The sequence below is a fragment of the Terrisphaera buseokensis genome (assembly GCF_047521145.2).
Taxonomy (GTDB): domain Bacteria; phylum Verrucomicrobiota; class Verrucomicrobiia; order Opitutales; family Opitutaceae; genus ER46.
Genome location: NZ_CM134186.1, coordinates 4,113,845 through 4,140,622 on the forward strand (window position 1 = coordinate 4,113,845; position 26,778 = coordinate 4,140,622).

General features: G+C 66.2%; 17 protein-coding genes. 5 read left to right on the forward strand and 12 right to left on the reverse strand.

Going from position 1 to position 26,778, the window contains the following annotated elements; translation table 11 throughout:
* Positions 1-18 precede the first annotated feature (18 nt).
* Positions 19-1,368: an amino-acid N-acetyltransferase gene (gene argA / locus ACLJEU_RS15365; protein ID WP_414661562.1), complete on the forward strand. Its 1,350-nt coding sequence runs from the start codon at positions 19-21 to the stop codon at positions 1,366-1,368.
* A 96-nt stretch (positions 1,369-1,464) separates the two neighbouring features.
* Here the strand turns inward: argA and ACLJEU_RS15370 are convergent, their stop codons facing one another.
* Both ACLJEU_RS15370 and ACLJEU_RS15375 read right to left on the reverse strand, forming a co-directional pair.
* Entirely contained in the window at positions 1,465-1,926 is a 462-nt protein-coding gene (locus tag ACLJEU_RS15370) for a RidA family protein (protein WP_414661561.1), read from the reverse strand.
* A gap of 68 nt (positions 1,927-1,994) precedes the next feature.
* Positions 1,995-3,026 carry an ABC transporter substrate-binding protein gene (locus ACLJEU_RS15375; protein WP_414661560.1) on the reverse strand — a complete coding sequence of 344 codons (1,032 nt, stop codon included), beginning with the start codon at positions 3,024-3,026 and terminating at the stop codon, positions 1,995-1,997.
* An 86-nt stretch (positions 3,027-3,112) separates the two neighbouring features.
* Between ACLJEU_RS15375 and ACLJEU_RS15380 the strand changes: the two genes are divergently transcribed.
* Positions 3,113-4,366 carry an amidase gene (locus tag ACLJEU_RS15380; RefSeq protein ID WP_414661559.1) on the forward strand — a complete coding sequence of 418 codons (1,254 nt, stop codon included), beginning with the start codon at positions 3,113-3,115 and terminating at the stop codon, positions 4,364-4,366.
* Positions 4,367-4,419: 53 nt separating this feature from the next.
* Here ACLJEU_RS15380 and ACLJEU_RS15385 read toward each other — a convergent pair whose 3' ends face one another.
* Positions 4,420-5,295: an amidohydrolase family protein gene (locus ACLJEU_RS15385; RefSeq protein ID WP_414661558.1), complete on the reverse strand. Its 876-nt coding sequence runs from the start codon at positions 5,293-5,295 to the stop codon at positions 4,420-4,422.
* A 231-nt stretch (positions 5,296-5,526) separates the two neighbouring features.
* Here ACLJEU_RS15385 and ACLJEU_RS15390 point away from each other — a divergent pair, with 231 nt between their 5' ends.
* The 3 genes from ACLJEU_RS15390 (at position 5,527) to ACLJEU_RS15400 (ending at position 8,540) form a co-directional block, all read left to right on the forward strand.
* Positions 5,527-6,318 (forward strand): phosphorylase family protein, encoded by a 792-nt coding sequence (locus tag ACLJEU_RS15390; RefSeq protein WP_457795247.1) that lies wholly within the window; start codon positions 5,527-5,529, stop codon positions 6,316-6,318.
* Positions 6,315-7,130 carry a 5'-methylthioadenosine/S-adenosylhomocysteine nucleosidase family protein gene (locus tag ACLJEU_RS15395; protein WP_414661556.1) on the forward strand — a complete coding sequence of 272 codons (816 nt, stop codon included), beginning with the start codon at positions 6,315-6,317 and terminating at the stop codon, positions 7,128-7,130. Before ACLJEU_RS15390 ends, ACLJEU_RS15395 begins: the two co-directional genes overlap by 4 nt.
* Positions 7,131-7,202: 72 nt before the next feature.
* Positions 7,203-8,540: an NCS2 family permease gene (locus ACLJEU_RS15400; RefSeq protein WP_414661555.1), complete on the forward strand. Its 1,338-nt coding sequence runs from the start codon at positions 7,203-7,205 to the stop codon at positions 8,538-8,540.
* 91 nt (positions 8,541-8,631) lie between these two features.
* On the opposite strand, the gene ACLJEU_RS15405 is transcribed toward ACLJEU_RS15400, so the two are convergent.
* The 9 genes from ACLJEU_RS15405 to ACLJEU_RS15445 all read right to left on the reverse strand — a co-directional run bounded on the left by ACLJEU_RS15405 (position 8,632) and on the right by ACLJEU_RS15445 (position 26,601).
* On the reverse strand, positions 8,632-9,993 hold the full coding sequence (locus ACLJEU_RS15405) for an 8-oxoguanine deaminase (RefSeq protein ID WP_414661554.1): 1,362 nt from the start codon (positions 9,991-9,993) through the stop codon (positions 8,632-8,634).
* Between the two features lie 21 nt (positions 9,994-10,014).
* The gene (locus tag ACLJEU_RS15410) at positions 10,015-11,358 is read right to left on the reverse strand and encodes a uracil-xanthine permease family protein (RefSeq protein WP_414661553.1); all 1,344 of its coding nucleotides are present in this window, start codon (positions 11,356-11,358) and stop codon (positions 10,015-10,017) included.
* Positions 11,359-11,485: 127 nt separating this feature from the next.
* Positions 11,486-13,780: a TonB-dependent receptor gene (locus ACLJEU_RS15415; protein ID WP_414661552.1), complete on the reverse strand. Its 2,295-nt coding sequence runs from the start codon at positions 13,778-13,780 to the stop codon at positions 11,486-11,488.
* Between the two features lie 119 nt (positions 13,781-13,899).
* Entirely contained in the window at positions 13,900-15,711 is a 1,812-nt protein-coding gene (locus tag ACLJEU_RS15420; protein ID WP_414661551.1) for an adenine deaminase, read from the reverse strand.
* Between the two features lie 292 nt (positions 15,712-16,003).
* Positions 16,004-17,047 carry a hypothetical protein gene (locus tag ACLJEU_RS15425; RefSeq protein WP_414661550.1) on the reverse strand — a complete coding sequence of 348 codons (1,044 nt, stop codon included), beginning with the start codon at positions 17,045-17,047 and terminating at the stop codon, positions 16,004-16,006.
* Positions 17,044-19,467 (reverse strand): glutamine amidotransferase, encoded by a 2,424-nt coding sequence (locus ACLJEU_RS15430; protein WP_414661549.1) that lies wholly within the window; start codon positions 19,465-19,467, stop codon positions 17,044-17,046. Before ACLJEU_RS15430 ends, ACLJEU_RS15425 begins: the two co-directional genes overlap by 4 nt.
* Positions 19,468-19,502: 35 nt before the next feature.
* Positions 19,503-23,528: a hypothetical protein gene (locus tag ACLJEU_RS15435; RefSeq protein ID WP_414661548.1), complete on the reverse strand. Its 4,026-nt coding sequence runs from the start codon at positions 23,526-23,528 to the stop codon at positions 19,503-19,505.
* A complete protein-coding gene (locus ACLJEU_RS15440) occupies positions 23,525-25,648 on the reverse strand; it encodes a BatA domain-containing protein (RefSeq protein WP_414661547.1) in 2,124 nt (707 codons plus the stop codon). The genes ACLJEU_RS15435 and ACLJEU_RS15440 overlap by 4 nt, the downstream gene beginning before the upstream one ends.
* Complete coding sequence (locus tag ACLJEU_RS15445) at positions 25,645-26,601, reverse strand: DUF58 domain-containing protein (RefSeq protein WP_414661546.1); 957 nt, start codon at positions 26,599-26,601, stop codon at positions 25,645-25,647. The genes ACLJEU_RS15440 and ACLJEU_RS15445 overlap by 4 nt, the downstream gene beginning before the upstream one ends.
* Positions 26,602-26,778 lie beyond the last annotated feature (177 nt).

The following is a 26,778-nucleotide window of genomic DNA, read 5'->3' on the forward strand; positions in this document are numbered from 1 at the left end:
ACAGCCCGCCTTCCTTTGATGAGCACCAGCACCGGTAACGGTTCGTCTTCTCCTCCCGCACCCACGTCCGCGATCGCGACCACGATCAAGCCGACCGATCTCCGCGGCATTCTGAAATACGTTCCGCGCTTTCAAGGTCAGATCTTCATCATCGCCGTCGACGGTTCGATCGTGGCGGACGACAACTTCGGGAATCTGCTGGTCGACATCGCCGTCCTGCGTTCGCTGGGCATCAAGATCGTGCTCGTGCACGGCATCAGCCATCAGATCAAGGAGCTCTCAACCGTCCGCAACATCCCGATCTCGAATTCGGACGGCACCGGCCTTACCGACGCCGCCACACTCGATCTCGCGATTCGCGCATCGTCGCGCGTCTCCCACACGCTGGTCGAAGGCCTCACGCAAAATGTCCTGAAATGCGCCACGACGAATGCCGTGCGCGCGTTGCAGGTGGGCATCATCAAGGGCGTCGACCAGCAGTTCACCGGCAAGGTCGAACGCATCGACAAGGATTTTCTCACTGAGCTGATCGATCGGCAGGTCGTGCCGGTGGTGTCACCGGTGGCCTTCGGACCCGACGGCAAGTCGCTGCGCGTGAATTCCGATTTGCTCGCGGCCGAGCTGGCCGAGGCGTTGCACGCGACGAAGATCATTTACCTCACGCCGGCACCGGGCCTTGAGATCGACGGCGAGATTCGCCGCGAGATCCCCGTCGATGCGTTGCGCACCATCCTGCAGGATCAGCCCGATCGGGTCGATGCCGCCAGCTTCAGCAAGGCGACGCACGCCATCAAGGCGATCGAGACCGGCACGCCGCGCGTTCACATCCTCGACGGCCGGATTTTCGACGGCCTGCTCAACGAAATCTTCTCCAACGAGGGCGTCGGCTCGCTCGTCTACGGCAACGACTACGCGCAGATCCGGAAGGCGCGGAAGAGCGACGTCCGCATGATCTACAACCTCACCCGGGCGGCAGTCCGGCGCGAGGAGTTGATCTTCCGTTCGCAGCAGGCGATCGAGAAGAACATCGAGCAGTTCTTCGTGTTCGAAATCGACGAGAACATCATCGCGTGCGTCACGCTGTATTTCTACCCGGACAAGCCGCAGATGGCCGAGGTCGGATCACTCTACGTGATGCCCTTCTATCACAATCGCGGCATCGGCAAGAAAATGGTCGATTACGCCTGCATGGTCGCGAAGGAACGCGGCGCCACCACCATCCTCGCGCTCTCCACGCAGAGCTTCGGCTTCTTCACCAATGTCGTCGGGTTCGAGGAGTCCAGCAAGGACGTCCTGCCCGAGGCTCGATTGAAGCTCTACGAGGAAAGCGGCCGCAACGCCAAGGTGCTCGTGAAGCAGCTGGCGTGACCGCGGCGGGGCGTTCCGCCCGCGGCCGGAGGTCCACTCGCTGGCGCTCGTAGCTACGGGCCGAAGACTACGCGCGCCGGGGTCGGGACGCGGCGCTCAGCCGTTCACTTCGGCGACCACCTGCACCTCGACCGTCGTGCCGCGCGGAAGTCCGTTCACCGCGACTGCAGCCCGGGCGTGCTTGCCGGCCTCGCCGAAGACTTTCACGAGGAGATCGCTCGCGCCGTTGATCACGCTGGGACTGTCGGCAAAGCCGTCGACGGCATTGACGAAGCCGGTGACCATCACGATGCGCGACACGCGATCGAGCGAGCCGACCGCGGCCTTGATGTTCGCGAGCGTGTTCAGGATGCACACTTCGGCCGCCTTTTTCGCCGTCTCGATGGTCTGCTCCCGGCCGACCTGGCCAACGTGGGTCTGCTGCCCGTTGAACACGGCGATCGTGCCGGCGCAAAAGAGCAGATTGCCCGTGCGCACCGTGGGTACGTAGCTGCCGGCGGCAGCGGGAGGAGTCGGCAGCGTGAGTCCGAGTTCGGCGAGTTTGGCTTCAGGATTCATGGGAAATTTGCGCCGAACCAACCGGCAAACCGCGCCGAGCTCAAGCGCCGGAATCGCCGGAGTCCCGCTTATCGCGCGGACGACGCGCCCGCGGTGTGCGGCACCGGCAGGAATTCCGTGGACGCGACGCTCGCGACGGTCACCGACGCCTTGAGCAGGCCCAGCGTCCGCATCGTTTCAATCTGTTCGGCGATCCGCACCACCGAGATCTGGCCGACGTCCTCGCCCTTCGAGAGGTCGCCCTGGACGAATTTATGCCGGAGCATTTCGTTCCGGGAAAACGCCAGCAACGCCGGCGTCATTTCCGGATTCCGTTTCATCATCACGGCATCGGCCGCCGTGGCATCGCCCTCGAGATAGTCGCGCCAGCCGCGGATTGATGCCTGCACAAAGGCCCGCACCATCTCCGGCGAGGTGCGGATCAGTTCGCGCCGCGTGAAGAGCGCCTGGTAACAATCGTAGCCGGCCTCGGACAGCAGCAGCGTGCGCACCTCGCGGCCGTTCTGCCGGGCGAAAAACGGCTCGTTGGTCACGACACACTGCTGGATGACGTTCGTGTTCGCGAGGAATTCGCCGAGGCCGTACGTGTTCTGCCGCCGCTCGATGGTGATGCCGTATTTGTTTTCCAGGTACTTGAACCAGGTCATCCCGACGTTCCCGATCACGCCGCGGCCGTCGAGATCCCTGAAGGTCTTCACCGGGCTGTCCGCATGCACCATCAGCGCCTGAGGGTCGTGCTGCATCGTCGCCGCCACCATGACCAGTGGCAGTCCGCCGCTCGCGACGAGAATCAGGTTGTCGCTGCGATCCATCCCAAAATCGGCGTCGCCCCGCGCCACCTTCAGCTTGATGCCCGCCCCCGGACCGCCCGGCCAGATCTCCACGTCGAGTCCGGCGTCGGCATAAAATCCGCGCACCATCGCCTGGTAGTAGCCGCCGTGTTCGGCCTGCGGAAACCAGTCGGTCTGCAGGATAGCCTTGCGCAGGGCCGGACGCGCACTCGGCGACTCCGAGGCCGGAACGTTTGCGTCGCGCCGGCCGCAGCCACTGCCCAGCAGGGCCAGCAGTACGACGGCAAAAACCGACGCGGACGTTCGCATGAGCAACGAGAGTAAACGGGGGTTCTGCGCGCGAGCAACAATCACCCGGTATTGCGTCATATCGCGCAGCCCCTGACGATGTCGGAATGACCTTTCGCGATTGGCAGGAACTCACCCCAGCCGCCGCCGCGCGCGAACTGCACCGCCGCGTCATCACCCTGCTTCCGCCAGCGCAACAACGCGCCGCCATCGCCGAACTGCCGTCCGAGTCCGAGCTGGCGGTCCGGTTTGCCCAGGCCCCGGCCGCCGTGCCGCTCGCCCGCGTACCCTGCCTGGTCAAGGATCTCTTCGACGTCGGCGGCCAGCCCACGTTTGCCGGCTCGACGTTTCTCCCCGAGGTGCGCCCGACGCGAGCGACCGACGGCGCGTTCGTGCAGGCCGTACGCCGCGCCGGCGCCGTGATCGCGGGCAAAACCCACATGCATGAATTCGCCTACGGCATCACCGGCGAGAACGCGCACTACGGCAACGTGGAGCACCCGCGTTTTCCCGGTCGCACCACCGGCGGTTCGAGCAGCGGTTCGGCTGCGGTCGTCGCCGCCGGGATTGTGCCGTTCGCGCTGGGCAGCGACACGGGCGGATCGGTGCGGCTGCCCGCGGCGTTCTGCGGCCTGTATGGCTTTCGCCTCGCACCGCGCGGGCCGTGGATTTCCGACGCCGTACCGCTCGCACCGTCGTACGACACCGCCGGCTGGTTCACGGCCAACGCCGCCGATTTGAAGGCGTCGATCGCCGCGCTCGTTGGACTCGGCCGCTCCGATCGCGCACCGCGCGGCTGCTACCTCGCGATGCCCGGGGTCGATCCCGACCTTGCCGCCGCCTGCGAAAAACAGGCCCGACCGTTTGCCGCTCCCGCCGAACCCGCGGTGCGCGACGCGCTCCTGCAGGGCTTCACCTCCGCCGTCGACACCTACAACACTGTCGTCGCACAGGAGGCATGGGCCTATCACCAGCCGTGGGCCGAACGCTATCAGTCGCGTTACAGCGCACCGGTGTGGCAGCGACTCATCCGCGCGCACACGCTGACGCCCGCGCAGATCGACGCGGCGCAGGTGAACACCGTCGCCATTCGGGCGCTGTGGGAACGCTTCTTCGCGGCCCATGATTTTCTCGTTCTGCCGGCGTCCCCCGCACCCGCACTCACGCCCTCCGAGTGCACGCTCGAGAATCGCCTTCGCATCCTCACGCTGACCGCACCCGCGAGCATCGGCGGCCTCCCGGTGCTGAGCGTGCCCGTGCCACTGGCGTCCGGCCTGACCAGCGGACTGCAGATCATCGTCAACGCCACCACGAGCCCGGTCGTCCGCTGGGTGCTGGAAAACGTCGCCGCCAAGGCCTGAGCCAGCCGGAACGTCGCCGCCGCGGGGCGTTCGACCGCCACGGCGGACGGCTGTCAGAGCCGCAGGAGGCTCGCGGCGTTGCGCCCCATGACGCCCGTATCCGCCCCGCCCGCACGCGCCTCGGCGACAAACCGCGCCAGCGCGGGCGCGACCTCTGCTTGCGGATACAGATTCAACGGATAGTCCGATCCGAACAGCACGCGCCCCGCGCCGCAGGCTCGCAACGCGTCCGGCCAGACTGCGCTCCCGTAAATCAACGGCGACGCGGCGGTGTCGTAGTGGACGTTCTCCAAGCCTGCCAGGGCGCTTCGGTCCTCAGCTCGTGACGGCCGTCCACCCCAGTGGGCGAGGATGAAGGTGGTTTTCGGATACGTCCGGGCCAGCGTGAGGAAATCAACCAGCGGTGTTTCCACCCGGCCGGGATACGGCCGGCTCGCTGGATCCGTAACGTGGAGATTCACCGGCCAGCCGAGCTCACCGGCGAGCGCGATCACGTCGGCGAAGACAGGATCGTCCACGCCAAAACCCTGGGAGTGCGGCGACAGTTCGCCCAAACCGATCAGGCCGTCGCCCCGCGCGCGTCGCATCATCTCGAGCGTCGCTGCACCGCCCGCGCCGGGATGAACGGTCGCGAACGCCGACAGCCGGTCCGCATGGGCGCGCACGCAGGTGGCGTAGAAGCGATTTTGCGCGGCGCAGGTGGCAGGCTTTTCCCAATACCAGCCGAGCAACACGGCTCGGTCCACTCCGGCCTCGTCCATCACGCGCAGCAGTTCGTCGACGGACGGAAACGTCTGCACCGGCCGACCGTCGCGGCGTCGGCGCGTGGCCAGTGTCGCCCAGTGCGTCTCGCCCGCCGCGGTGGCCCAGGCCGCGGGATCCGACGCCACCTCTGGCGGGTAGAGATGCACGTGCGCGTCAATGATCACGCCAGGTTTTTGAGGCACCCGCGCGGCCGGCACAAGCCGTGCTTAGAGAGCCAGCTCATGAATCCTTTTCAATGGTGAGGCCGCTTGCCTCGAAGCCGCCGCGATCGCGCAACGAGATTCCCGCCGCGGTGCGTTGGGGACGACGCGCGCCATCCCTTCCCCACTCCATGCGGAATTGATTCACGCTGCATGCCTCTCCTGTCGCCATACAACTCTCCCCCGTCGGACCGGGTGCCCCACGCCCAAGCCGGTCGGTTTCCGCCGTTTCGACTGCGTCTGGCTCGACTGACGACGCTGCTCGTCGTCGTTTCGACGCTCGCCGTGCACGCGGCGGACGTGCTGCTCGTCGCCACCGACGACGCCACGCTCCAGCCGGTGCTGCAGCAACTGCAGCACTCCACCATGACGACGCGGGCAGCCTGGACGTCGTGGAGCGGCCAACTCGAATCGAAAAGCGTGGTCGTGGCCCGCACCGAGGGCGATCCCCTCAACGCCGTTGCGGCCACCACGCTCGCGCTGCGCTCGAACCCACCGCGGCTCGTCGTCGTGTTCGGCGCGTCCCGTGCGCACGATCCCTCCCTCAAAGCCGGCGACGTGGTCGTCAGTGAACGCTTCGCTGCCTTCGACGGCATCGTCTCGAGCGTCGGTGCGTTGGGCACCGGCTCCAACGCCCTGACCTGGATCAAACTGCCGCACCCGTTGATCACCGCGGGCGAAAAGGAGACGCCGACGCCGTTCTTTCCCGCCGATCCCGCGGCGCTCGCCGTCGCCCGATCGCTGACGCCCACGCAAGGTCGCCTCGTCGTCGGCGTCCTGGGTTCCGCGAATCAAATCAACCGCGAGGCCGACCGTATCGGCTGGATTCGTACGCACTGGCAGACGAGCACCGAGGACGGCGAGTCCGCTCACGTCGCGGGCACCGCGCTGCTGTTGGGCGTGCCGGTGATCGGCCTCCGTGTCGTCGACGGCACGCCCGCGCAGGCGGCGGAACTCGCGTTGCGCTTCATGAAGGCATGGAAATGAAAGCTCTTTTTCTGCTCCTGCTGCTGCCGGTCTGCATCCGCGCCGCCGAGCCCGTCGACATTCTCGTGCAGGGTGCGGAAAAACTCGAGATTCGCGATCTGCTCGCGGCGCTCGGTCCCGCACCGGAGAAGACCACGATCGGGCCGTTCAGCTTCTGGCACGGTACCATCGGGCCGCACCGCGTGGTTGTCTCACTCACGGGCCAGGGCCTGCTGAACTGCACCGCCGCGACCATTCTCGGCATCGAAACCTACCGGCCGAAGTTCATCGTCAACCAGGGTACGAGCGGCGCGCAGGCACCGTATCTGACGCTCCATGACATCATCATCGGCGAACGCACGCTCGACTATGGCAACTTCGCCGCGCCTCCGCGCCGGGCCGGGGAAGGCAGCCAGCCGTTGAACTGGACGCCCGTGCCGCAACGGCTCCGCCATCCGCAGCAACCGGAGCTCGTCGCTTATGCCAACGGCTTCAAGGGTGACGCGCAGGCCATCGCGGTGGCCCTGCGCACGCGCAATCCGATGGGTCGGGTGTTTCCCGGCGTCATCGGCTCGGCGCACGAAATCAATCTCGAGCTCGATCGCGTCAAGTGGTCCGCGCGCACCTTCGGCATGGATGTCGAGGAGATGGAGTCGGGCCACGTCGCCGCGCTCGCCCACGCCTACGGCATTCGCTACATCGCGTTCCGCGTGGTCAGCGACGCGCCCTACGAAGGAGTGCCCTTCTACGCGCTCGCCGCCCGCGCCACGGGTTTGTTCACCTTGAACTTTCTCCATAACTTCCCTCCGCTGAGCGCCAAGGCCCGCCCGTAGTCGATCTGCTTCCCGACTTGCGGACGGCCGCCGCTCGCTCGCAGACGGTTTCCTCCTCCGGCTTCCCTTTCCATGCTCCAGCGTCTTTTCAAACTCGACCAGCACCACACGACCGTGGGGCGTGAACTGCAGGCCGGCCTGACCACCTTCGCCGCGATGGCCTACATCCTCGCGGTGAATCCCGCCATCCTGGCCAACACCGGCATGGACAAAGGCGCGCTGGTCACCGTGACCGCGCTCACCGCCGCGATCGCGACGATGATCATGGCGCTGCTCACGAACTATCCGATCGCGCTGGCGCCGGGCATGGGCATCAACGCGTTCTTCACGTTCACCATGGTGCTGGGCAAAGGCATTCCGTGGTCGGAAGCCCTCGGCATGGTTTTCGTCAACGGCGCCATCTTCCTGCTGCTCTCCGTCACCGGCGTGCGGGAAAAGATCATCGCGGCGATTCCAGGCTCGCTGAAAATCGCCGTCACCTGCGGCATCGGCCTTTTCATTGCCTTCATCGGATTGAAGAACGGCGGCATCATCGTCGCCAACCCGGCGACGTTTGTTTCGCACGGTGACTTTGCTTCGGGGCCGGTCGCGTTGTGCCTGTTCGGCATCGTGCTGACCGCGGTGCTCGTCGCGCGGCGCGTGCCCGGCGCGATCGTGCTGAGCATCGCGACCGTGACCGTCATCGGACTCTTCGTCCGCGCCGGCGGCAACAAGATGGTCACCGAGATGCCGGCGAGTTTCATCGCCATGCCGGCGTCGCCCGAGCCGATCTTCTTCAAGCTGACGTTCGGCTTCCTGACCAACAGCAACGCGATCATGATGGCGCTGCCGCTGATCCTCACGCTGCTGCTCGTCGACATGTTCGACAACATCGGGACGCTCATTGGCGTGACGAAGCGCGCGGGCTTTCTCCGCCCCGACGGCACGCTGCCCAAGGCCGGCCGCGCCCTGCTCGCCGATTCGCTGGCCACGCTGCTCAGCGCGCTCTTCGGCACGTCCACCGTGGTGAGCTACATCGAATCCGCCTCAGGTGTTGAAGCTGGCGGCCGCACGGGGCTCACCACGATGACCACCGCGCTGCTGATGCTCGTGGCGCTGTTCTTCACGCCACTGATTCTGATCGTCCCTGCCGCGGCCACCGCGCCGGCGCTGGTGATCGTCGGCGTGTTCATGATGCAGTCGATCACCGAGATTGAAATGGGCGACTTCACCGTCGCCGTGCCCGCGGTGCTCACGCTCCTGGCGATTCCCCTGACCTTCAGCATCGCCGAAGGCATCGGCATGGGTCTCATCTCCGCCGCCGTGCTCGCGCTCGGCCTCGGCGACCCGAAGCGGATGACGACCCTCGGCTATTTCCTGGCGGTGATCTTCTTCCTGCAGTTTTTCCACATCTGGCCGTTCAAGGCGTAGACTGCCCCCGAAGAATGAAGAGGCCTCCCGCGAATGCCGCGAATAGACGCGAATTTCGTCGGTGAATTCCGGACAATGGAAGGGGTCAGCCTCAGCCGTTGACGAGTTCGCGTGAAAGCCGGTTCGTGCGTTCCACCAGCACGGGCAGATCGACTGTCGTCAGCCGACCTTGGTCCACGACACGGCGGCCGTGCACGAAACTGTAGTCGACCTGATTCGCCTCGCAGAGGATCAACGCGGCCACGACATCAGCCTGCGCCCCGGCGAACGAAGGCCGATCGAGGTTAACCGCGATGAAATCCGCCGCCATGCCCGGCGCAAGACGACCGATGTCGTCGCGACCGAGCACGCGTGCGCCGCCGAGTGTCGCCAGTTCCAACGCCTCCCGGGCCGTCATCGCCGACGCATCCTCGGCCGCCACGCGCGCCACGAGACAGGCCGCGCGCGCTTCATGGAGCAAATTGCTCGCGTCGTTCGACGCCGCGCCGTCCACGCCGAGCCCGACCGGCACGCGCGCACAGAGCATCTTTTTCACGGGTGCGATGCCGCTCGCGAGGCGCAGATTGCTGCACGGACAGTGCGCAACGCCCGTGCCGGTGCGCCCGAACTTGGCGATCGAGTCGTCGCTCAACTGGACGCAATGCGCGTGCCAGACGTCGTCGCCCACCCAGCCAACCGACTCCGCGTAGTCGCCGGGCGTGAGGCCGAATTTCGCCAGGCTGTAGGCGACGTCGGCCCTGTTCTCCGCGAGATGCGTGTGCAGGCGAACGCCGGTAAGCGTGCGCGCCAGCACCGCCGACTCCCGCATCAGGTCGCACGAGACCGAAAACGGCGAACACGGCGCAAGCGCCACCCGCGTCAGCGCGTAACGCCTCGGGTCGTGATGCTCGGCGACGAGCCGCGCGCTGTCGCGCAAAATTGCGTCTTCGCGCTCGACGAGCCGGTCGGGCGGCAGACCTCCGAGGCTCTCGCCGACACTCATGCTGCCGCGCGTCGCATGAAAGCGCAGTCCGGTCTCCCGCACGGCGATGATCTCGTCATCGAGCGTGCAGTCATTGGGAAACAGATACAGGTGATCACTCGACGTCGTGCAGCCGGACAACAGCAATTCGGCGGCGGCCATCTGGGCGCTGACCCGCACGCCCTCAGCCGTCAGGCGCGACCAAATCGGATACAGCGTCTTGAGCCAGCCAAAGAGATCGCAGTCCTGCGCCGCCGGAATCACGCGGGTCAGCGTTTGGTAGAAATGATGGTGGGTGTTGACCAACCCCGGCAACACCACGTGCCGCCCGCGCAAGTCGAGCACCTCGTCCGCCGTCGCCGGCAGATCGACGGTCGCGCCGACCTGCTCGATCACATGATCACGCACGAAGATCGCCGCGTCGCGCAGCTCCGTGCGCCGCGTATCCATCGTGACCAGCGTGTGAATGTTCTTAACGAGGAGCGTGGCCATGGGGCGAAGGCGGCAAAAAGTTCACGTCGATCGTACCGCCGCAGGTGCCCGCCAGACGAGATTCAATACCAGCGCGGTGAGTCCCCCGGCGGAGATGCCGGACTCGAGCAACGCATGCAGCCAGCCGGGCAAGCTGGCCAGCAGCGCGGGTTGCGTCGGCAGTCCCAGTCCCACGCCGAGTGCGAGCGCCACAATCACACCTTCGCGCTGGCCGAGACCCGCGCTCGTGATCAGCCGCACGCCGGCGACCGCCACCAGGCCGAACATCATCAACGCGAGTCCGCCCAGCACCGGCGGCGGCATCACCGTGACCCAGCGCCCGATTGCGGGAAACAAGCCCAGCAGCACTAGAATCACCACCATCACGGTGCCGACCCGCCGGCTCGCGACGCCCGTAATCTGAATCACCCCGTTGTTCTGCGCGTACGTCGCACTCGGAAATCCGCCGAACATCGCCGCCACGGTGCTGACGATGCCATCGGCCATCACGCCGCCGGAGAGTCGGCGCCAGTGCGCGGGGCCGCTTGCCGGCAAGCCCGACAACTGCGAGGTCGCCGCGATGTCGCCGAGCGCCTCGAGCATCGAGACGAGATAAACAAACGCAAAGGGCGGCACGAGCGTCCAATCGAACGCGAACCCGTGCGGAAACAAACGCGGCTGCGTGAACCACGCGCCCGAACCCGGCTCGGGAGCTTGCAAGCCGCCAAAGGCCGCGCAGACGAGGCAGCCCACCACGACGCCGGCTGCGGCACCGGAAATCCGGGCCCAGGCGCGTCCACTCGCCTGCGCGCCGACAATCACCGCCATCACGACCACGCCCACCAACAGGCCGCTCCACGCCGGCGCGCCGGGACCCGCGGGTTTCGCCAACCCGAAGAACGCCGTTGGAATCAGCGACGTCCCGATCAGGAGCACGACGACGCCCGACACCAGCGGCGTGAACACCGCGCGCAGCCGCGAGATGAACGGCGCGAGCAGAATCAGGATCGGTGCCGTCAGACACGACAGCCCGAGCATCAACGGCAGGCCGCCGGCCTTGCCTGCAACCGTGAGCGGTTGCAGAAAGGCGAAGCTCGTGCCCGTCACGCTCAGCAGGCCCGAGCCGATGGGCCCGCGCTGGCGGCATTGCAACCACGTGCCGAACGCCGACGCCAGCAGCGCAATACTGACCAGGTACGCCGTGTCGGACTGGGAGAACCCGAGCGTGCCCGAGAGAATCAACGGTGGCGTGATAGTGCCGACCACCATGGCCGACACGTGCTGCACCCCGACCACGACAGAGGTGCCCAGCGGGATCCGATCCTCCAGGCCATAGACCATGGCGGCGGGGCGATCCGGCACGGACGGCGGCGGTAGAATTTCCATGCAGAAAGAATGTAATGGTGCGTCTCCGACGGGATGCCCGCCATCGCGCGGGCCTCCGCTGCAAGTTCTGAAAAAGCCGCTCCCAATGGGAGCGGCTTGAGGTGCGCGACCGCGTTTCCGCGTTCGCTTAGAAGCTATATTTCACCGTGAACTGCGCCTGCGTGCCCGGGAGCGCGAGGATCGAGCCGTTGCCGTAGACGGCGTTCGGCGGCGACCAGTTCTTCTCGTCGGTGACGTTCGTGATCGTCGCGTGCAGGTGCCATTTCTTGTAGGTGTACGAAACGCCCGCATCGATGGTGAACTGCGTCGGGATCACGATGGTGCCGGCCGCGTTGTTGTTCATCTCGCCGGTGACAACCGTGTTCGCCGTCAGCCCGAAACCATTGCTGAACGTATACGACACGAGACCATTGAAGAGATGCTTGGGCAGGCCCGAGACCTGCGTGACGGTGCCGATCGGAACCGTGGCGGCGTTGCCGAACAGTTCCGTGACGTTGCCGAAGAGGCCGTATTGGAACGGCGCGGACGACTCGGCGTCGATATATGAGTACGAAACCGTGGCGTAGAGGTGCTTGTTCGGCTGGTAATTCATCTCCGCCTCGAAGCCCTTGTAGCGGAACTGCTGGATGACCGTGCTGCTGGTGCTCTTCGCCGTGCGCTTCTGGTCGTAGATCGCGAAGTTGAGGAAGACCTTGCTGTTCATCAGCGAGTACTTGGTGCCGATCTCGTACAGGGTGCTCGGCTGCGTGAAGTTCTCCTTGTCGAGCGCGGTGCCGGCGCCGTTCCAACCGGTGATGCCGCCGCCGTTGCCGACCGCGCCCGAGGTGTTCTCGCTGTAGTTATAAGTGAAATACGCGGTCGACGTCGGGCTCATCTTGTAGGTGACGCTGCCGTTGAGATTCGGAATCCAGACGCTGATCTTCGCGGTCGGGTACGGCGGCAGCAACGGCTCGCGCACCTTGGCGGTGATGTGATCGTAGCGCAGGCCACCGATGAGGCTGAAGGCCTCGCTGAGCTTCCAGCTGCCCTGCGCGAACGGCCCGATGGTCGTGCCCTTGGAGTCGTTGGTGTCGCCGTTGAACAGACCGGGCTGCGCGAAGCGACCGGGCCAGCCGGGGACCGGGAAGCCGGCGTTCGGCGCGAAGTTGACCGAGTTGTAGACGTTGATGTACGAACGATCCTTGGTGATGTCCCAGACGTTGGCGGGCTCGAAGAAGTAGTCATCGTACGCCTTCACCCGCTGGTAACGCAGATCGAGACCGGTGTTGAGCGAACCGCCCTTGAGATTGAAGATGAACTCGGTGCGGTTTTCCGCGAACCACGACGGATCGATGATTTCGGTGTAGTAATAGGTGCTAAGCGTGTTGCGCTCGGTGTGGCTCCAGAACGTCGTGTTCTTGATCGTGAGATCCGCGCTCGGCTTGCCCGTCAGAATACCCTGCAGGTTGAACTCCTCGCCGTACGATTGATTGCCGGGGCGTAGCAGGCGCGTGTGCCGGTTGATTTTCACCACCGGGCCCCGCGCGATCGTGTTGCCGCCGCCGAGGACGAAGCGGGAATTCTGCGGATCGGACGGCGTCGCCGTGGCACCGTTGTTGATATTGATGCCGGTGATGTAGTTTCCGTTGTCGACGAGGTCCTGCGTCGGACGGTTCACGCCCCAGTTCTCGGTGTAGTTCGCGACGAATGCCTGGCCGTTGAGAAAAAACTCCCAGTCCTTGCTCGGCCGCAGCGTCAGCGCGCCATAGAGCGAGTGCGTGCGCTTGTGGCCGTCGATGTAGTAACCCTGCGTCTCCTCGCCGGAGTAGCTGAAACGGTAGGCCGCGGTCTTCGAGATCGGCGCGCCGTAATCGAGCGTCCACTTGTTCGTGTTGTAGGAGCCGAGCGTGTAGCTGATCGAGCCCTTGGCCGAATCAAAGTACGGCCGCTTCGATACCAGGTCGATGAAGCCGCCGACGTACATCGAGGTGCCCTGCACCGCGGTGGCCGGTCCCTTCACGATGTTGACCGACTCGACCGAGTTGAAATCGATCGGGAGGCCGTTGCCGTTCGAGGTGATGCGGGAGCGCACGCCGTTGAGAAACACATCGGCCGACTGGCCGCGGATGCTGGCGTTCGAGGGCGCGCCGAAATTGGTCGTGGTGAACGCGCTCGAGGTGAGCTTGGAAAAATCGAGGACATCGGAAATCGCGATGTCGCTCAGCTGCTGCCGCGAGATGATCGTCACGTTGCGCGGCACATCGATGATGTTGTCGTCGGTGCCGAAGACCGAGTTGAACGGACGCGACGTCGGCAGGATTTGCTGCTCGATCGGCACGCCGGTGACCTCGAACTTGGCCATCGTCGTCACGCCGTCGCCGGGTTTGGCCGCGGGGGCGGCAGGCTGCGCTCCCAGCGGGACGGCCAGAGCGAGTCCAAGCAACGCGCCAGCCGTAGTTGAAGGGTGAAGGAGGAACGGTTTGCGGGTGATCACGGCCTCCCCGTCAGCAGCCGGCAGACCAACCGTTCAGCGAGCAATTCTTTGCATGGCTCCGGCACCTATCATGAGCCCTTTTCAAACAACGGCACGATGCGCATCCGCAGCACATCGACGAGGCCCTTGTCCGTGAGCCGTAGTTCCGGAATGACGGAGAGCGGCAGCAGATTGAATCCCATGTACGGGATTTTGCAGCCGAGCTTGGTCCACGCGCGTTTGAGCGCCGTCGTTTCCTTCGCCACCACGGTCGCCCGGCGGTCGGAGAGCAGGCCGGCGATCGGTAGCGCCACGCTCGCGAGCACCTTGCCGCCCCGCACCACGCACACGCCACCACGCAGCGTTTTGATCGTGGCCAACGCGAGCTGCAGGTCAGCCTCGTTGGTGCCGGCGAGCACGATGTTGTGCGCGTCATGACCGACGCTGCTGGCGACGGCACCGTCCTTGAGACCGAAGTCGCGCAGCAGGCCGTACCCCACTCCGCCGTTCCGGCCGTGCCGTTCGATGACGGTGAGGAAGCAGAGATCCTGGCGGGCAAACACCTCCGCCCACGACGCGGCCGGCGCGATCGGCAGCCGCTCGTGCGCGGTGAGAATGCCCGGCGGCACGAGACGGATGACATTGGCCGTGACGGACCGCTTGGGCAGCGGAGGCGTCAGGGTGGCCGAGCGCGGCAGCTTGACCGTCGCGTAGGCGGCTTTCGGATACCGGTAACGCCGGCTGAGCGCGCGTTCGAGCACGGGCGTGATCCGGCGGCGTTCCACGACCAGCTCGCCGCCGTACCAGGTGCTCTGCACTTCCATCGCGTCATTGAGCAGCACGAGATCGGCCCGGCGGGCCGGCGCCACGCCACCGAATTCGCCATCCTTGGCGTAGCGCGTGGCCGGATGCAGCGAGCCGAGGCTCCAGGCCGTGGTCGTGCTGAGACCGGCCGACACCGCCTGGCGCACCACCCAGTCCATGCCGAAGAGGAAGAGATCGTCGGCGTCGCGATCATCGGTGCACACGCACACCCGCTTGGGATTCGCGCCGAGCTCCGTGACGGCCTTGATCGCCTGCGGCAGCGAGTGCCACGGGGTCTGCGGGTTGCCGCCACGCAGGAAGATCCACACACCGTTCTCGAGGAAGTCATTCGCGATTTCGCGGTCGATGGCCTCGTGCGTATCCGTGATGCCACTCGCGGCCCCGGCGGCGACGAACTCGCGGCCGTAGATGTGGCCGCACACCGGGCGGCCGCGTTTCAATGCCGCGGCGAGAATCGCGTGACTGCGCGCATCGCCCATCGCGACCGGGATATAGTCCATCTTCTCGCCGAGCGCGGCGGCCTCGGGCCAGCGATCGAAAATCCGGCCGATCTTCGCCGCGGTCAGGTCGCCGCCGGCGGTTTCAAGCTTGGAGTTCGTGGCGGGTACGGTGCTCGGCACGGTCAGATAGATCGACAGCGGCGCGCGCCGGGCGTCCTCGAGCATCCACTCGATGCCGGCGACGTCGCACACGTTGCCGATTTCATGGCTGTCGCAGAACACCGTCGTGGTCCCATTGAGCAACGCCGCCTCCGCAAAGGCGCACGCGGTCATCATGCTGCTCTCGATATGAACGTGCGGATCGACCAGCCCGGGCGCCACGATGCCGCCGCGAGCGTCGTACACACGCGTCGACGCGCCGGTGAGTTTCGCCTTTTTGAAGGTTCCGGCGGGCTTCACGACGGCGATCCGTCCGCCCTTGATCCAGACTTCACGATCGCGGTGCACGCGCTCGGTGTAGGTGGACAGCACGCGCGCGCCCGTGATGACGAGATCGGGCGCCTGGCGTCCCATGGCCACGGCAGCCAGTGAACGCGTCATCGTGTGCAACGGAGCGACAGAGAAACGGGTCAGCATGCGAGCCAGCAAAGCAGGCCGCGGGCCGGGGCGCGAAAAGTTTTTTTCGCGGGAGCGCCGGCAATCCTCTGGCCATCAACCCAAATTTCTCCGTTGGAATTGAACCACAAAGGCACAGAGGACACGGAGAAAACCGCTCGATAAAGTAACCTAGGGCCAAAGATGCTCACCCTCAGGGTGAACCTGGCGGCCTTCCCTCTCGCGGATTCTCCTCTGTGTACTTTGTGCCTCTGTGGTTTGATCGCAGCTTATAGGTGCAATCATCCTTGGCGGACGCCTGCGCTCCCGAGGTTCAGGTGCCCTCGTACAAGGCGGCGAGCTCGAGCAGGATTTTTTCGAGCTCCTGGTAATATTTCCCCTCGTTCATCTTCGCCTTCTTCTCGCGCAGCGCGGACAGCTGCAGTTCGATCCGATCGCGGCGGGCGCGGATTTCGGCGGAGAGTTGCTGCTCGGGCATGCTCCGCACGAGGTGAAACTGATGGGCGCGTGGGCCGTCGGACGCGGCGCCGTCACGGGCGCGCTTCGTCGCAATCACGCCGCGAAACCAATCCGCCGGCGTGCCGAGGCCGTCGCCGTTGTCGTCGAGCAGCGCATGCTCGGTCGCGAGCCGGCCATCGTTCTTGTAGAACTCGGCCGTACGGTGCGACGCGCTCAGGAATGATTCGAGCAGCGAAATCTGGCCGTCCTTGTCGAGGTCGCTCTTCGGATCCGGCAGCGCCTCGGCGAGGTATTTGCCGAAGCGCGCGTAGTTCTGCTCATTGCCACTGCGCGTCGCGCTGACGATCACGCGTTTGGGCGCGGCGAGTTTCGCGAGGAACGGCGCGCTCGCGGACGTGGTGTCGATGATCGCGAGCGGGCGTTCGAAGGGCTTCAGCCAGGCCGCGAGATCCGTGGCGGAGAGATCCGGCCCGCGCAGATTCAGTTTGGCCTCCTTGCCATCAAAGGTGCCGTGACCGATGAGCACGAGCCAGAGTTCACCCAAGCCTGACTTCGGCTCGGCCGCGAGCGCCGCCTGCACGCGTTCGCGATCGGTGTCGGATGCCCCGATGGCCACGTACTTGGCGCCGGCCTGGCCGCTCACCTTCGCCCAGGCGTCCATCTGCAACGCAATATCCGGCGCGAACTCCGCCTCGCCGGGCGCTCCGGCCACAACAATGACCGTCGGACGTTCGGCAGCGGCGGCCGTGGGCTCGGCGGCACGCATGGCCAACGCCGACATGAGGGCGACTGCGGCCAGCACGGCTGCGCGCAGGCCGGCGGGAATTCGCGCGGGCGCGGCCACGCGACCGACGCGAGCCACCTCGGCAATTGTTTCGAAATGATCTGCGTTCATCATGGCATGCCTTTCCACCGCCGCAGGCCCCATTCGGCCAGCAGGCACGCAAGGGCGAAGGCAAACATCAGCGGCGTGTGCCAGGCCGGATACGACCAGGTTTCCATGACCGGGGCGCGCAGCTCCGGCAACCGGCGCACAAAGCGATCGAGTTCCTCCATGGCCACGACCTGTCCACCCGTTTTCCGCGCGATGTCCTCCAGCAAGGCGACATTCGGCACGAGCGATCGAAATTCTTCCGCGGCCAGGTCCGTGCTCCAGCCGGTTTCCCCGCGGCCGAGATCCGCACCGCTGCTGCCCTTCACCGTCGCGACGGCCTTGTAGCCGCCGGTCTGACGCGGGACGTACGTGACCTGATACAAGCCCGGCTCGCTCAACGCGGGTTCGGCTTCGAGCTTGAGTGGCGACGCGACCGTCCCACCGGTGCCTTCGAACATCACGGGCTCGATGTCGACCACGACCGTCGCGTCGTCGACGGGTTGGAATTTTTCGTCGCGCACGCGCACCTGGAGTCGCACCGCGCCGTTCGCATCGGCGACCACCGGCTCGGACGTGACCTGCACCTTCAACGGCACGTCGGCAATCAGCCAGCGCACCATCTGCCGCCACGCGCGATCCATGTCGGCGTGCGCCGCGGCGTCGGTCATGCCCCAACGCCAGATATCGCCCACCATCAACGCGGCAGTCCGGCCGCGGCCAAAGCGCTGCACGGCGAGCGCAGGCATCTCCGCGCCTTTTTCATCCCGCGCACTCGCGATGACACTCGCGCCGGGCTTGAGCCCGCGGACGCGGTTGAACACTTCGAACGGCTGCATTGCATCGATGCGCGTGCGCTCCTCGGCCTCGTTGTCGCGCAGCCGCGCCCACGCCTGGAGCCAGCCTTCGCGCGCGAGTTGGAAATGCACCGGCCCCGGCGGCGCCGCCGGACCGCCGTCATTCTGATCCAGATACACCGGCAGCATGTCGCCGATCGGCGTGCGCAGGTACTTGCCCTCGTAGAAACTCTCCATGCCGCCGAGCATCAGGAAACCACCGCCGCGCTCGGACACGAATTTCTGCAGCAGCTGCGCCTGGTCGGGGGAAAAATATTCCGCCTCCACGTCGTCGAGAATCACCGCGTGATAGCCGTAGAGTTCCTCGGGCGTGCGCGGAAAGCCCGCGCGCAGCTCGACGTCGTCACGGGTGTTGAGCCGTACGAGCACGGGCTGATCGTAACGCTGCACATCCTCGGGTGCCTGGTTGCCGAAGCCGCGGAACAGCGGATTGCTGGTCTCGCCAGCGCGGCCACGGAAATCGAATTTGGGTTCCCGCTTGGCCACGCGGATCAGGCCGACGAGCTGCACCTGTTCGTCCGCCTGGATGGCGCGGTTGAGAAACTTGAATTCCCAATTCGGGCGTCCGGACACGTACAACACCCGAAACGGTCCCTGCCCGCGATCGACGGTGAAGACGCGACTGTTGTTGGCCAGCGTGGCTTCCTCGGTGGCGGGAGGACTGACCGGCGCGGCGGGATTCGCGGCCGGAGGGTTGGCGGGCGCGGGCACCGCCGCGGCTTCACGCGGTGTTCCCACGCGCACCTGGTAGAACGACAGTCCGGGCAGCTCCGGCTTCAGTTGAAAACGAAACGCCAGCGACTCGCCGTCCGCGCGTGCGTCGGCCGTCTGCTCCTGCACGGTCCGGCCGTTGCGATCGACGAGTTTCGCGACGATTGGCTGGCCGCGATAACCGGCGGTGGCGACGTCGGCCTGCAACGTCACCGGCGCGTCCTCAAACGACGTCTGGCTCACCGTGACCTGCTGAATCGCGATGTCGTGCACCGGGTCACGGCGACCGAGCACGACCGGGTAGATCGGCGGCAGCCCCTTCAGATCGGGCGCGGCGCCGTTGGCGAGATCGGTGGCGTTGCCATCCGTGAGCAGCAGCACGCCCGCGAGCGGGCGCCCCTGGAAGCGCTCGGCGACGGTGCGCAGCGCGGCGCTCAGTCCCGTGGAGCGCCCCTCGAAATTCAGTTCGGCGAAATCCTTCGTCGGTTGCAGCCGCGCGTCGAACAGGTACCGCCGCACGTCGAAAGTCGACGCCAGCGACGTCTGCCAGGGCGACACCAGCGGATCGACGAGCTTGCGCAAAGCGTCACCGCGGCTCGACGTTTCACCCTTGTCGTGAATCTGCAGGCCCTGGCTGTTGTCCGCGAGAACCGCGAAAAGGTTTGCGCCGGGCCGCGCGCGCTGGCCGAGCCAGAGCGGCTCCAGCAAACAGAGCGCGAGCGCGCCGAGTCCGGTGACCTTGAGCGCGAAGCAGACCCAGCGCAGCGGCTGTCCCGCCATCGCGCGGTAACTCCAGGCGAGGACCAGCAGCGCGATGCCGCTGAACGCGAGCACGGGCCACAACCAATTCCAGCTGGAAAATGTGAGAGAAGTGGACACGCGGGTTTAGGCGGGAAAATGAAAGATACGGCGACTCACTTGTCCTTGCCGAGTTCCTCGTAGTAGCGCCGCACCGACTCGGCGAAACGGTTCGGCACCGGATCACGATCGATCGGGGCGAGCGAGTCCTTCGAATCCCGGCGCGCCAGTTCCTCGGCGACGCGATTGCGCACCTCGACGAGCGGCTTGAGGATCTGCAGCTGGACGACAGTCCAGTCGGGCTTCTTCTGATCCTGGCGAAACTCGCTGCGCAGCATCCGCGCGCGCTCCCGCGCCGCCGCGAGGGCGTTGCGCATCTCGGGTGTTTCGACGAGGTCTTCGACGTCACGCAGGCGTTCGGCCCAGCGCGCGAAGTCGTCGCCGGTGAGCGGACCGACGCTCACGCGGCCACCTTCCCACCCGCCCAGACCGCCGCGATCGGCGCCACCGCCCAGAATCCGTTCGAGGTCAAAGCCCCCGCGCTCGGCCCCGCCAGCGCCGCCGCCCCGTTGCTCGCCGCCACGCGGGTTACGGCCGGCGCGATCCTGCGCGAGCTGCCGCCGGCCCTCGCGATCCTGCGCCGTACCCCGCTCGCTGCCGGGCTGCTGGCCTTGGCCGCCGCCCTGCCCGCCGCCGGGCGAACCGGACTGCGCGGTTTGCTGGCCCGGTTGCTGGCCGCCGGGTTGTTGTCCGCCGGGCTGTTCACCACCGGGTTGCTGGCCGGGCTGTTCACCGGGTTCGTTGCCGGGTTGATTGGGTTGGTCGTTGCCGGCCACCTGCTGGGAACGATCGCCGGCCTGGCCGGGCTGCTTGCCCTGACCGTCACGCCCGCGCTGACCTTGTTTGCCCTGCCCTTGGCCGGGCTGGCCGGACTGGGCCTGCGCTTGCTGGTTGCCGGGTTCACCGGGCTGGCCGGGTTCGGTGCCTTCGGTGCCGGGCTGGCCGGGCGCGCCCGGCTGGCCGCGCTCGCCGGGCTGGGTGCCGGCCTGGCGCTGATCGCCCTGGCCACGCTGGCCGGGCGCGCGCGCGCCGGCTTTCTGCGCGTCGTCCGCCTGACCGGCGGCGCCGGCCTGCGCGATTTCGCGTTTCAATTGTTCGGCCAGCGCGTCGAGTTCCGACTGCGCGAGCTTGAGCTGTTCCGCGTCGTCGCCGAGCACGCTCTCCGCCGCCCGCTCGACGCCCTTGCGGAGTTCCTCGATCTCGTTGCGCGCGGTCTGGCTGGCCTGGCGGGCCTGCGGCAGGAAACCTTCCTTCAACATCTCCCGCGTGAGATCCAGGACCTTGCCGCCATCGTCGCTCTCGGCGGATTTTTGCAGGCGATCGTAGAGATCGCGCGTCATGCGGCCGCTGTTGAGCAGTTCGTTGCGCGCCTGCTTGACCGCGCTCGCGTCGTCGCCGCTGACCTTGCGCACGCTGTCGTAGAGCTGCCGCGACAGGAGCGGCTCGGTGTTCTCGGCCTGCTCTGAAATCTGCGTGGCCTTGTCGACGACCTTGTTCATGCGTTCGCGCTGCTGCGCGAGCTGATCGAGCATCTCCTTGCGATCGTCGGAGTCGCTGAGCGATTTGCGCTGCTGCTTGCCCGCACCGCCATTGGCCAGGGTGTCGAGCTTCTGCGTGAGTTCCTCCTGCTGCCGTGACAGTTCGCGCGCCTCGTTGCGCATCTCGCGGAGGTCCTCGGCAAACTCGCTGGAGTTCTGCTTGCGCATCTCGTCGCGCATTTCCTGGAGCTGACGCTGCGCGCGCGTGCCCGAAGCCAGCGCCTGCGCCACCGATCCCTGCGCGGTGGCGTCGGCCGCCTTCTGAATATCCTCGCGGGTCTGATCGAGCTGCTGCCGCTGCTGCGTCATGGCCGCCTGGTTCTCCGTGCGATCCATCCGCTGCCGCACTTCGTCGGCATCGGCCAGCATCTGGCGCTGCTCTTCCTCGAGCCGCTTGAGCCGGCGCTTGATATCCTCCTTCTGCTGATCGGTCTGCGCCTCCTGCAACGCGGTCTGCAACTCCTTCAGCTTCTCGTTCAAATCCTGCTGACGGCGCGCGAGCTCCTGCAACCGGTTCATGACGGCGAGTTGCTCCTTGCGCTCCTGGCTCTGCGGCGAACGCGCCTGGCGCTGCGTTTCATAGCGGTTGTCGGACTGCTTCAGGTCGAGCTCGTCGATCTGACGCTGGTTGCCCTGCTTCCCGCCACCGCCGCCGCCTTTCTTGCTGTTGCGCCGGGTGACCGCGGTCTCGCGGGCCTGCATCTTCAACAAACCCTGATACGCGGCCTGCTCGGCGGGCAACGCCTGCGCGAGCGGCGCGGGTTCCTTTGCGGCGTCCTTCAGTTTCTCGACCGCCTTCTCCATTTCCTGCGTCACCACTTTCCACATCACCTGCTGACGCGGGGCCTTGGCTTCCTCGGCGGCGGCCAGCGCCTGTTCGAGCGCCTGCTCCTGGCCTTCACGGACGACCTTCGCATCCTCGGCATAGCGCGGCGTCGTGCCTTCACGCTGCAGTTTCCACGTCGCATTGATGATCTGCTTTTGCAGCTCGGTGAGCTTCTGCGCCTCCTTCGCCTGGCCGCCACCCTCCTGCTGCTCGCCCGACTCCATGTTCTGGCTCTCGCGGAAAATCTCATCGAACGGTCTCACCTCGCCGAAATACAAGTCACCGCTCGTCCGGCGGACCTTGCCGTCCGGCCCGATGTCGTCGGCCCACGTGAACCACGAGATGAGGTCGTCGGGCTTCGCGCCGAGCTCCTCCAGTTTCAAGAGATGCGAGAAACTGCGTTTTTCCTTCGCGCCACCGTCCTTGCCGAGCTCGATGAACTTCGGCTCGGATCCAACGAGCGCGTACGCGATGCCGTAGGCCTGCGCGCCGAAGTCGTCGAAGACCGTGCCGTCAAACGCCACTTCCTCGAGCGCGGACGGCCGCACGTCGCCGCGCGGCGACGCCAGTCGCAGTTCCGGCGGACGGTTGGGCTGCACATCGATCACGAACGACGAGGCGACCTTGTTCGTCCGGCCCTCGTCGTCGGTCAGCTGCAAATCGTACGACTGCGTCTTGGTCGGCGCGAACGCCGGCAACGTGGCCACCGGCTTGTCGGCTGAAACCGTGAGCGCAATTTCCGTCTTCTTGCCATCGCGCGCAATCAGCTTGGCCGACTTCACCGGCTTGTTCAGCTGCAGCGCAAAATCGATCTTTGTGCCCTCGACCGCGCTCACGCGGCGCGTGTCCTCGATGTGTTTCGCCGGGAGCTTGGTGTAGTCGGGAAACTTCAGATCGACGTCCGAACGCACCAGCTTCGGATGCTCAAACACCGTGACCTTGAAATCGCGCGTGCGTTCGCCGCGATATTCAAGGTGGTAGGTGAGATCGTTCACGACCTCTGGCACGCTGCCGCCAAAGACGGGATCGGCGAGACTCTTGACCAACGGCACCGCGCGCGGCGCCGCGCCGCTCTCTCGCACGACGAGACTGACATTCGGCGGCAACGCGCCACCGAAACGCGCGAGCACCACGAGGCTGTCGCCCTTCTCCACTTTGGTGTCACCAGGTGTGACGGCGATGCCGTCCGTGCCGACCCAGGCCGGCTTCTCACCGTGAATTGTCGTCACGCGGAGGCTCGTCAACGCGAAGACGAAGCAGGTCAGCGCCACCAGATGAATACCCTGGCCCGCCAGCAGCCGCGACGCCGGCACGACATCGCGCCAGTCCTGTTCCTGGCTGCGGGCGGTCGCTTCCTGCAAGACGCGGTACTGCAGATAACCGGTGTCCTGTCCGGGCGTGAGTTGCTGCTGCACGGCCGTGAGCAGCACTCCGTTTAGTCCCGGATGCTTGTCCTCAATCTTGCGCGCGATCCAGCGCAGATCGATCGGCTTCACCAGGTGCAGGACCGACACGACCGCGGCGACGCCCAGCGTGACGGCCAGCACGACGGGCAGCAGGAGCGGTGAAACGCTGCCGATCGTCTTGAGCGTCCACGCCAGCGCGAGCACAACGAGCGCAGCGGCGGCCCAGCAGGCCGAGAGCTTGCGCCACAGGGCGAACCATTGGTAACGCCGCACCACCCGCCGCAACCGTCCGTTCAGAAAGTCATTGTTCATGATGGCACCTCTTCAGTTCGCAACGCGGGACGCCGGGCGGTCCAACCCGCCAGCGCCGATTCAGCCAGTAAAACGGCGAGGGTCGCCGCAATGAACCACCGCCAAAGTTTCTGCCGGTTCTCGGCCTCGACGCCCTGCAGGAGCGTCTTGTTGTCCGTCGGCACCACGGCCTCGGTCTTCAGTCGCGCCACGGGCACGCCGAGTTGCTCGAGTTCGTCGTTGGAGAGCGGCGTGGTGCGGCTTTCGTTCGCATCGAGATTGACGGCGAAACGCTGGGGCTTCACGCCGCCCGTCAGCTCGTACACGCCCGGCTGCGTGGTGCCGGCAAACTCCAGCGCCTTCGCGTCGAGCGCCACGCTCGCTCCCGCCGCCGTGCGCACCGCGGTCGCACCCGACCCGAGCGGCAGCGTCACCGCATCGCCGACCACAAATTGCGTCGCGAAACTCGCCACCCCACCGCTCTGCTCCAGCAACGACCAGAGCAGCGGCACAAACTTCGAGGACACTGCCAGCTGGCTGTCTTCCGGCTGCCAGCCACTCGTCAGAATGTAGAGCCGGCCCTTGCCGATCGGCACCTCCACCAGCGCCGGATCACCGGTGTCAAACCGCGCCACGACACGTGCACCCGGCACCGCGGTGGCGTCGAACTTTCGGTATTTCCAGAAATGGATCTTCGTGAAGTCGCTGTAGCGCGGATCGGAAAACGCCGCGAACAACGGATGCTGAAAATCGATTTCCGCGAGCATCGCGTAGTTGGACGGCCTCGCCTCGGTGAGCGCGACGGCATCGCGGCCCAGCAACGCGCCGAGCGTCGCGCCGGCCGACGTGGACTTGAGCGTCGCCACGAGCGTCTTGCCGGCCACCGCCGTTTCCCGCAGCGCCGCCGCCGTCTCCGGCGACACCGCGTCCGCCACGAAGATCACCGTTGCCGCCTGCACCTCGGCCGGGAGCACCGGGGCCGACGGCGCGGACGCGATGACCTGCACGGCCACCCGCGGCGTCTCCACAAAAGCACGACGCAGGAAAAACAGCGGCTGCCGCATGTCCTCGGCGACGTCGGTTCCGAGCCATAGCAGCGTCGCGCGCTGCTGCGCCGGCGGGATGAAGTGCACGGTGTTGTCGAAGTCGTCCTCGTCACCGCGCAGCGAAATCTGTTCGAGCCCGCTCACGCCTCTCGGCACCGGCACCAAGAACACGCGGCTCTGGCCCGGCGGCACGTAGGCGTCGAGCGGCGGGCTCACCCAATCCGTGGTGCCCGGCACGCCCGCGGCGGCGGCTCGCGTCCAACCGATCTTGAACTGTTCGCGTTTCGCCTCGGCGGCATTGGTCACGCGCACGCGCACCGGCGCATCAACCGCGCGCGTGGAGTCCGGCCCTTCGGCGACGAGTTGGAGGCCGGCGTTGTTGACGGAGCGCGCCTTCACCGGCTCGACGACAATCTCGATACCCTTCGGCCATTCGTAAGCCTGCAGCGCATCGAGCCGACTGCCGGCCTGGAGATCGCTCACCAAAACGACCTGACGCGGCCCCGGCGCGGCCTTGCCGTCTTCGTTTTCGCCGAGCGCCTCTGCGGCGGTCACGAGCGCGTTGCCGACGTGCGTGGACGCCCAGGTGGGCGCGAGCGCGGCGACGCGGCCGGTCGCGAACGCGACCCGATCGCCGGGCGCGGTGCGGTTCCAGTCTTCAAAGGAAACGAGGGCCGTGGCGCGCTGGTTGAATGGATACACGGCGACCTGATCGGCGGGACCCGCACGACGCAGGACCTCGGTCACCCGATCGCGCGCGGCGTCCCACACGCCATCCCGGCGCATGCTTGCGCTGGTATCGACGAGCACGACAATTCGTTTTGGCTGCGCCGCGGTCGGATCAACGATCGGCGCCTGTTTCAGGAACGGTCGCGCGAAGCCGAGCGCCAGCAGCGCCAGCGCCGCGCAGCGCAGCAGGAGCAGCAGGAGGTGTTCGAGCCGCTTGCGTTTCGAGAGGCGCGGCGGGCTCGGCCGCAGGAACATCAGCGAACTGAACCGCGTGCGCTCGCGCGTGGTGCGCCGCACGAGGTGATAGAGGATCGGTCCCGCAATCGCGAGGCCACCAAGGAGGAACAGCGGCGTGAGAAAATTCATCCGCGCCCTCCGCCTGAGGAGGCCCGGCGGAACTGGCGTCCGCGCCGCATGCGTTCCTGCAGAAAGCCGAACAGCGCAATCTCGAGCGGCTGATCGGTGCTGAGTCGCTGGTAGCTGATTCCGAGCTTCCGGCAGATCGCGTGCAGCGCGGCGCAGTGCGCCTCGAATTTCTTCACGTACTCGCTGCGCGCCGCCGCCGGGTCGATGTAAAGCGTCTGCGCCGACTCGACGTCTTCAAACACCGATGCGGCCTCAAGGCCGAGAGCGATCTCGGCCGGATCGACGATCTGAAACACGGTCACTTCATGCCCGCAGGCGGTGAGCGCGATGAGACTGCGTTCCAGCCGGTCGATCGGCGCGAGGAAATCGGACATGAGCGCGACCAGCCCGCGTTTGCGGATCAACGCCGTGATCCGCTCCAGCGGCGCGAGCAGATCGGTGCCTTTGCCGCCGCCGGGCCGCTCGAGCGAGAGCATGATCTGGCGCAGGTGTCCCACCCGCTGCCGCGCCGGCAGGTATTCGCGGACCTTTTCGTCGAAGGTCAGCAGGCCGACGGCGTCGCCTTGGAGATGGAGAAAATACGCGAGCGTCGCCGCCATCGTGCTCGCGTACGTCGCCTTCGTGTAGCCGCGCGAGCCGTAGTCCATCGACTTGCTTTGATCGGCGAGCAGGTAGACGCGCAGATTGGTTTCGTCCTCGTACTTCTTGATGAAGTAACGATCGCTCCGCGCGTACACGCGCCAGTCGAGGTAGCGCGGGTCGTCACCCGGCGTGTACTGCCGGTACTCGGTGAACTCGACCGAGAAGCCGTGATACGGACTCCGGTGCATGCCCTTCCAGAACCCCTCGACGACCGCGCGCGCGCGCAGCTCAAGGCTGCGAATCGTCATCAACGCCTGGGGGTCGATGAGTTTCGCCGACGCAAGCGCGGGAGCTGTGGGAAGGACGGACATGGATTAGATCAGGAGAAGGGGGACAGGAGCCAGGAGACGGTGGACGGGTGACAGGGGACGGAAGGTTAGCGGCGAGCGGTTGGTCGGTGGGCGGGAAGTGTGACGACGATGGCAGTCTGATGATTAGTTTTCGGTGTAAGGATTGTTCTGATCACTGTCCCCCGTCACCCGTCTCCT

Coding starts and splice junctions, on each gene's coding strand:
- ACLJEU_RS15420 (WP_414661551.1), bottom strand. CDS start 15,711: ATGCTGACCCGTTTCTCTGTCGCTCCGTTGCACACGATGACGCGTTCA.
- ACLJEU_RS15395 (WP_414661556.1), top strand. CDS start 6,315: ATGAAAGCTCTTTTTCTGCTCCTGCTGCTGCCGGTCTGCATCCGCGCC.
- ACLJEU_RS15405 (WP_414661554.1), bottom strand. CDS start 9,993: ATGGCCACGCTCCTCGTTAAGAACATTCACACGCTGGTCACGATGGAT.
- ACLJEU_RS15445 (WP_414661546.1), bottom strand. CDS start 26,601: ATGTCCGTCCTTCCCACAGCTCCCGCGCTTGCGTCGGCGAAACTCATC.
- ACLJEU_RS15400 (WP_414661555.1), top strand. CDS start 7,203: ATGCTCCAGCGTCTTTTCAAACTCGACCAGCACCACACGACCGTGGGG.
- ACLJEU_RS15440 (WP_414661547.1), bottom strand. CDS start 25,648: ATGAATTTTCTCACGCCGCTGTTCCTCCTTGGTGGCCTCGCGATTGCG.
- ACLJEU_RS15435 (WP_414661548.1), bottom strand. CDS start 23,528: ATGAACAATGACTTTCTGAACGGACGGTTGCGGCGGGTGGTGCGGCGT.
- ACLJEU_RS15410 (WP_414661553.1), bottom strand. CDS start 11,358: ATGGAAATTCTACCGCCGCCGTCCGTGCCGGATCGCCCCGCCGCCATG.
- ACLJEU_RS15375 (WP_414661560.1), bottom strand. CDS start 3,026: ATGCGAACGTCCGCGTCGGTTTTTGCCGTCGTACTGCTGGCCCTGCTG.
- ACLJEU_RS15380 (WP_414661559.1), top strand. CDS start 3,113: ATGACCTTTCGCGATTGGCAGGAACTCACCCCAGCCGCCGCCGCGCGC.
- argA (WP_414661562.1), top strand. CDS start 19: ATGAGCACCAGCACCGGTAACGGTTCGTCTTCTCCTCCCGCACCCACG.
- ACLJEU_RS15425 (WP_414661550.1), bottom strand. CDS start 17,047: ATGATGAACGCAGATCATTTCGAAACAATTGCCGAGGTGGCTCGCGTC.
- ACLJEU_RS15370 (WP_414661561.1), bottom strand. CDS start 1,926: ATGAATCCTGAAGCCAAACTCGCCGAACTCGGACTCACGCTGCCGACT.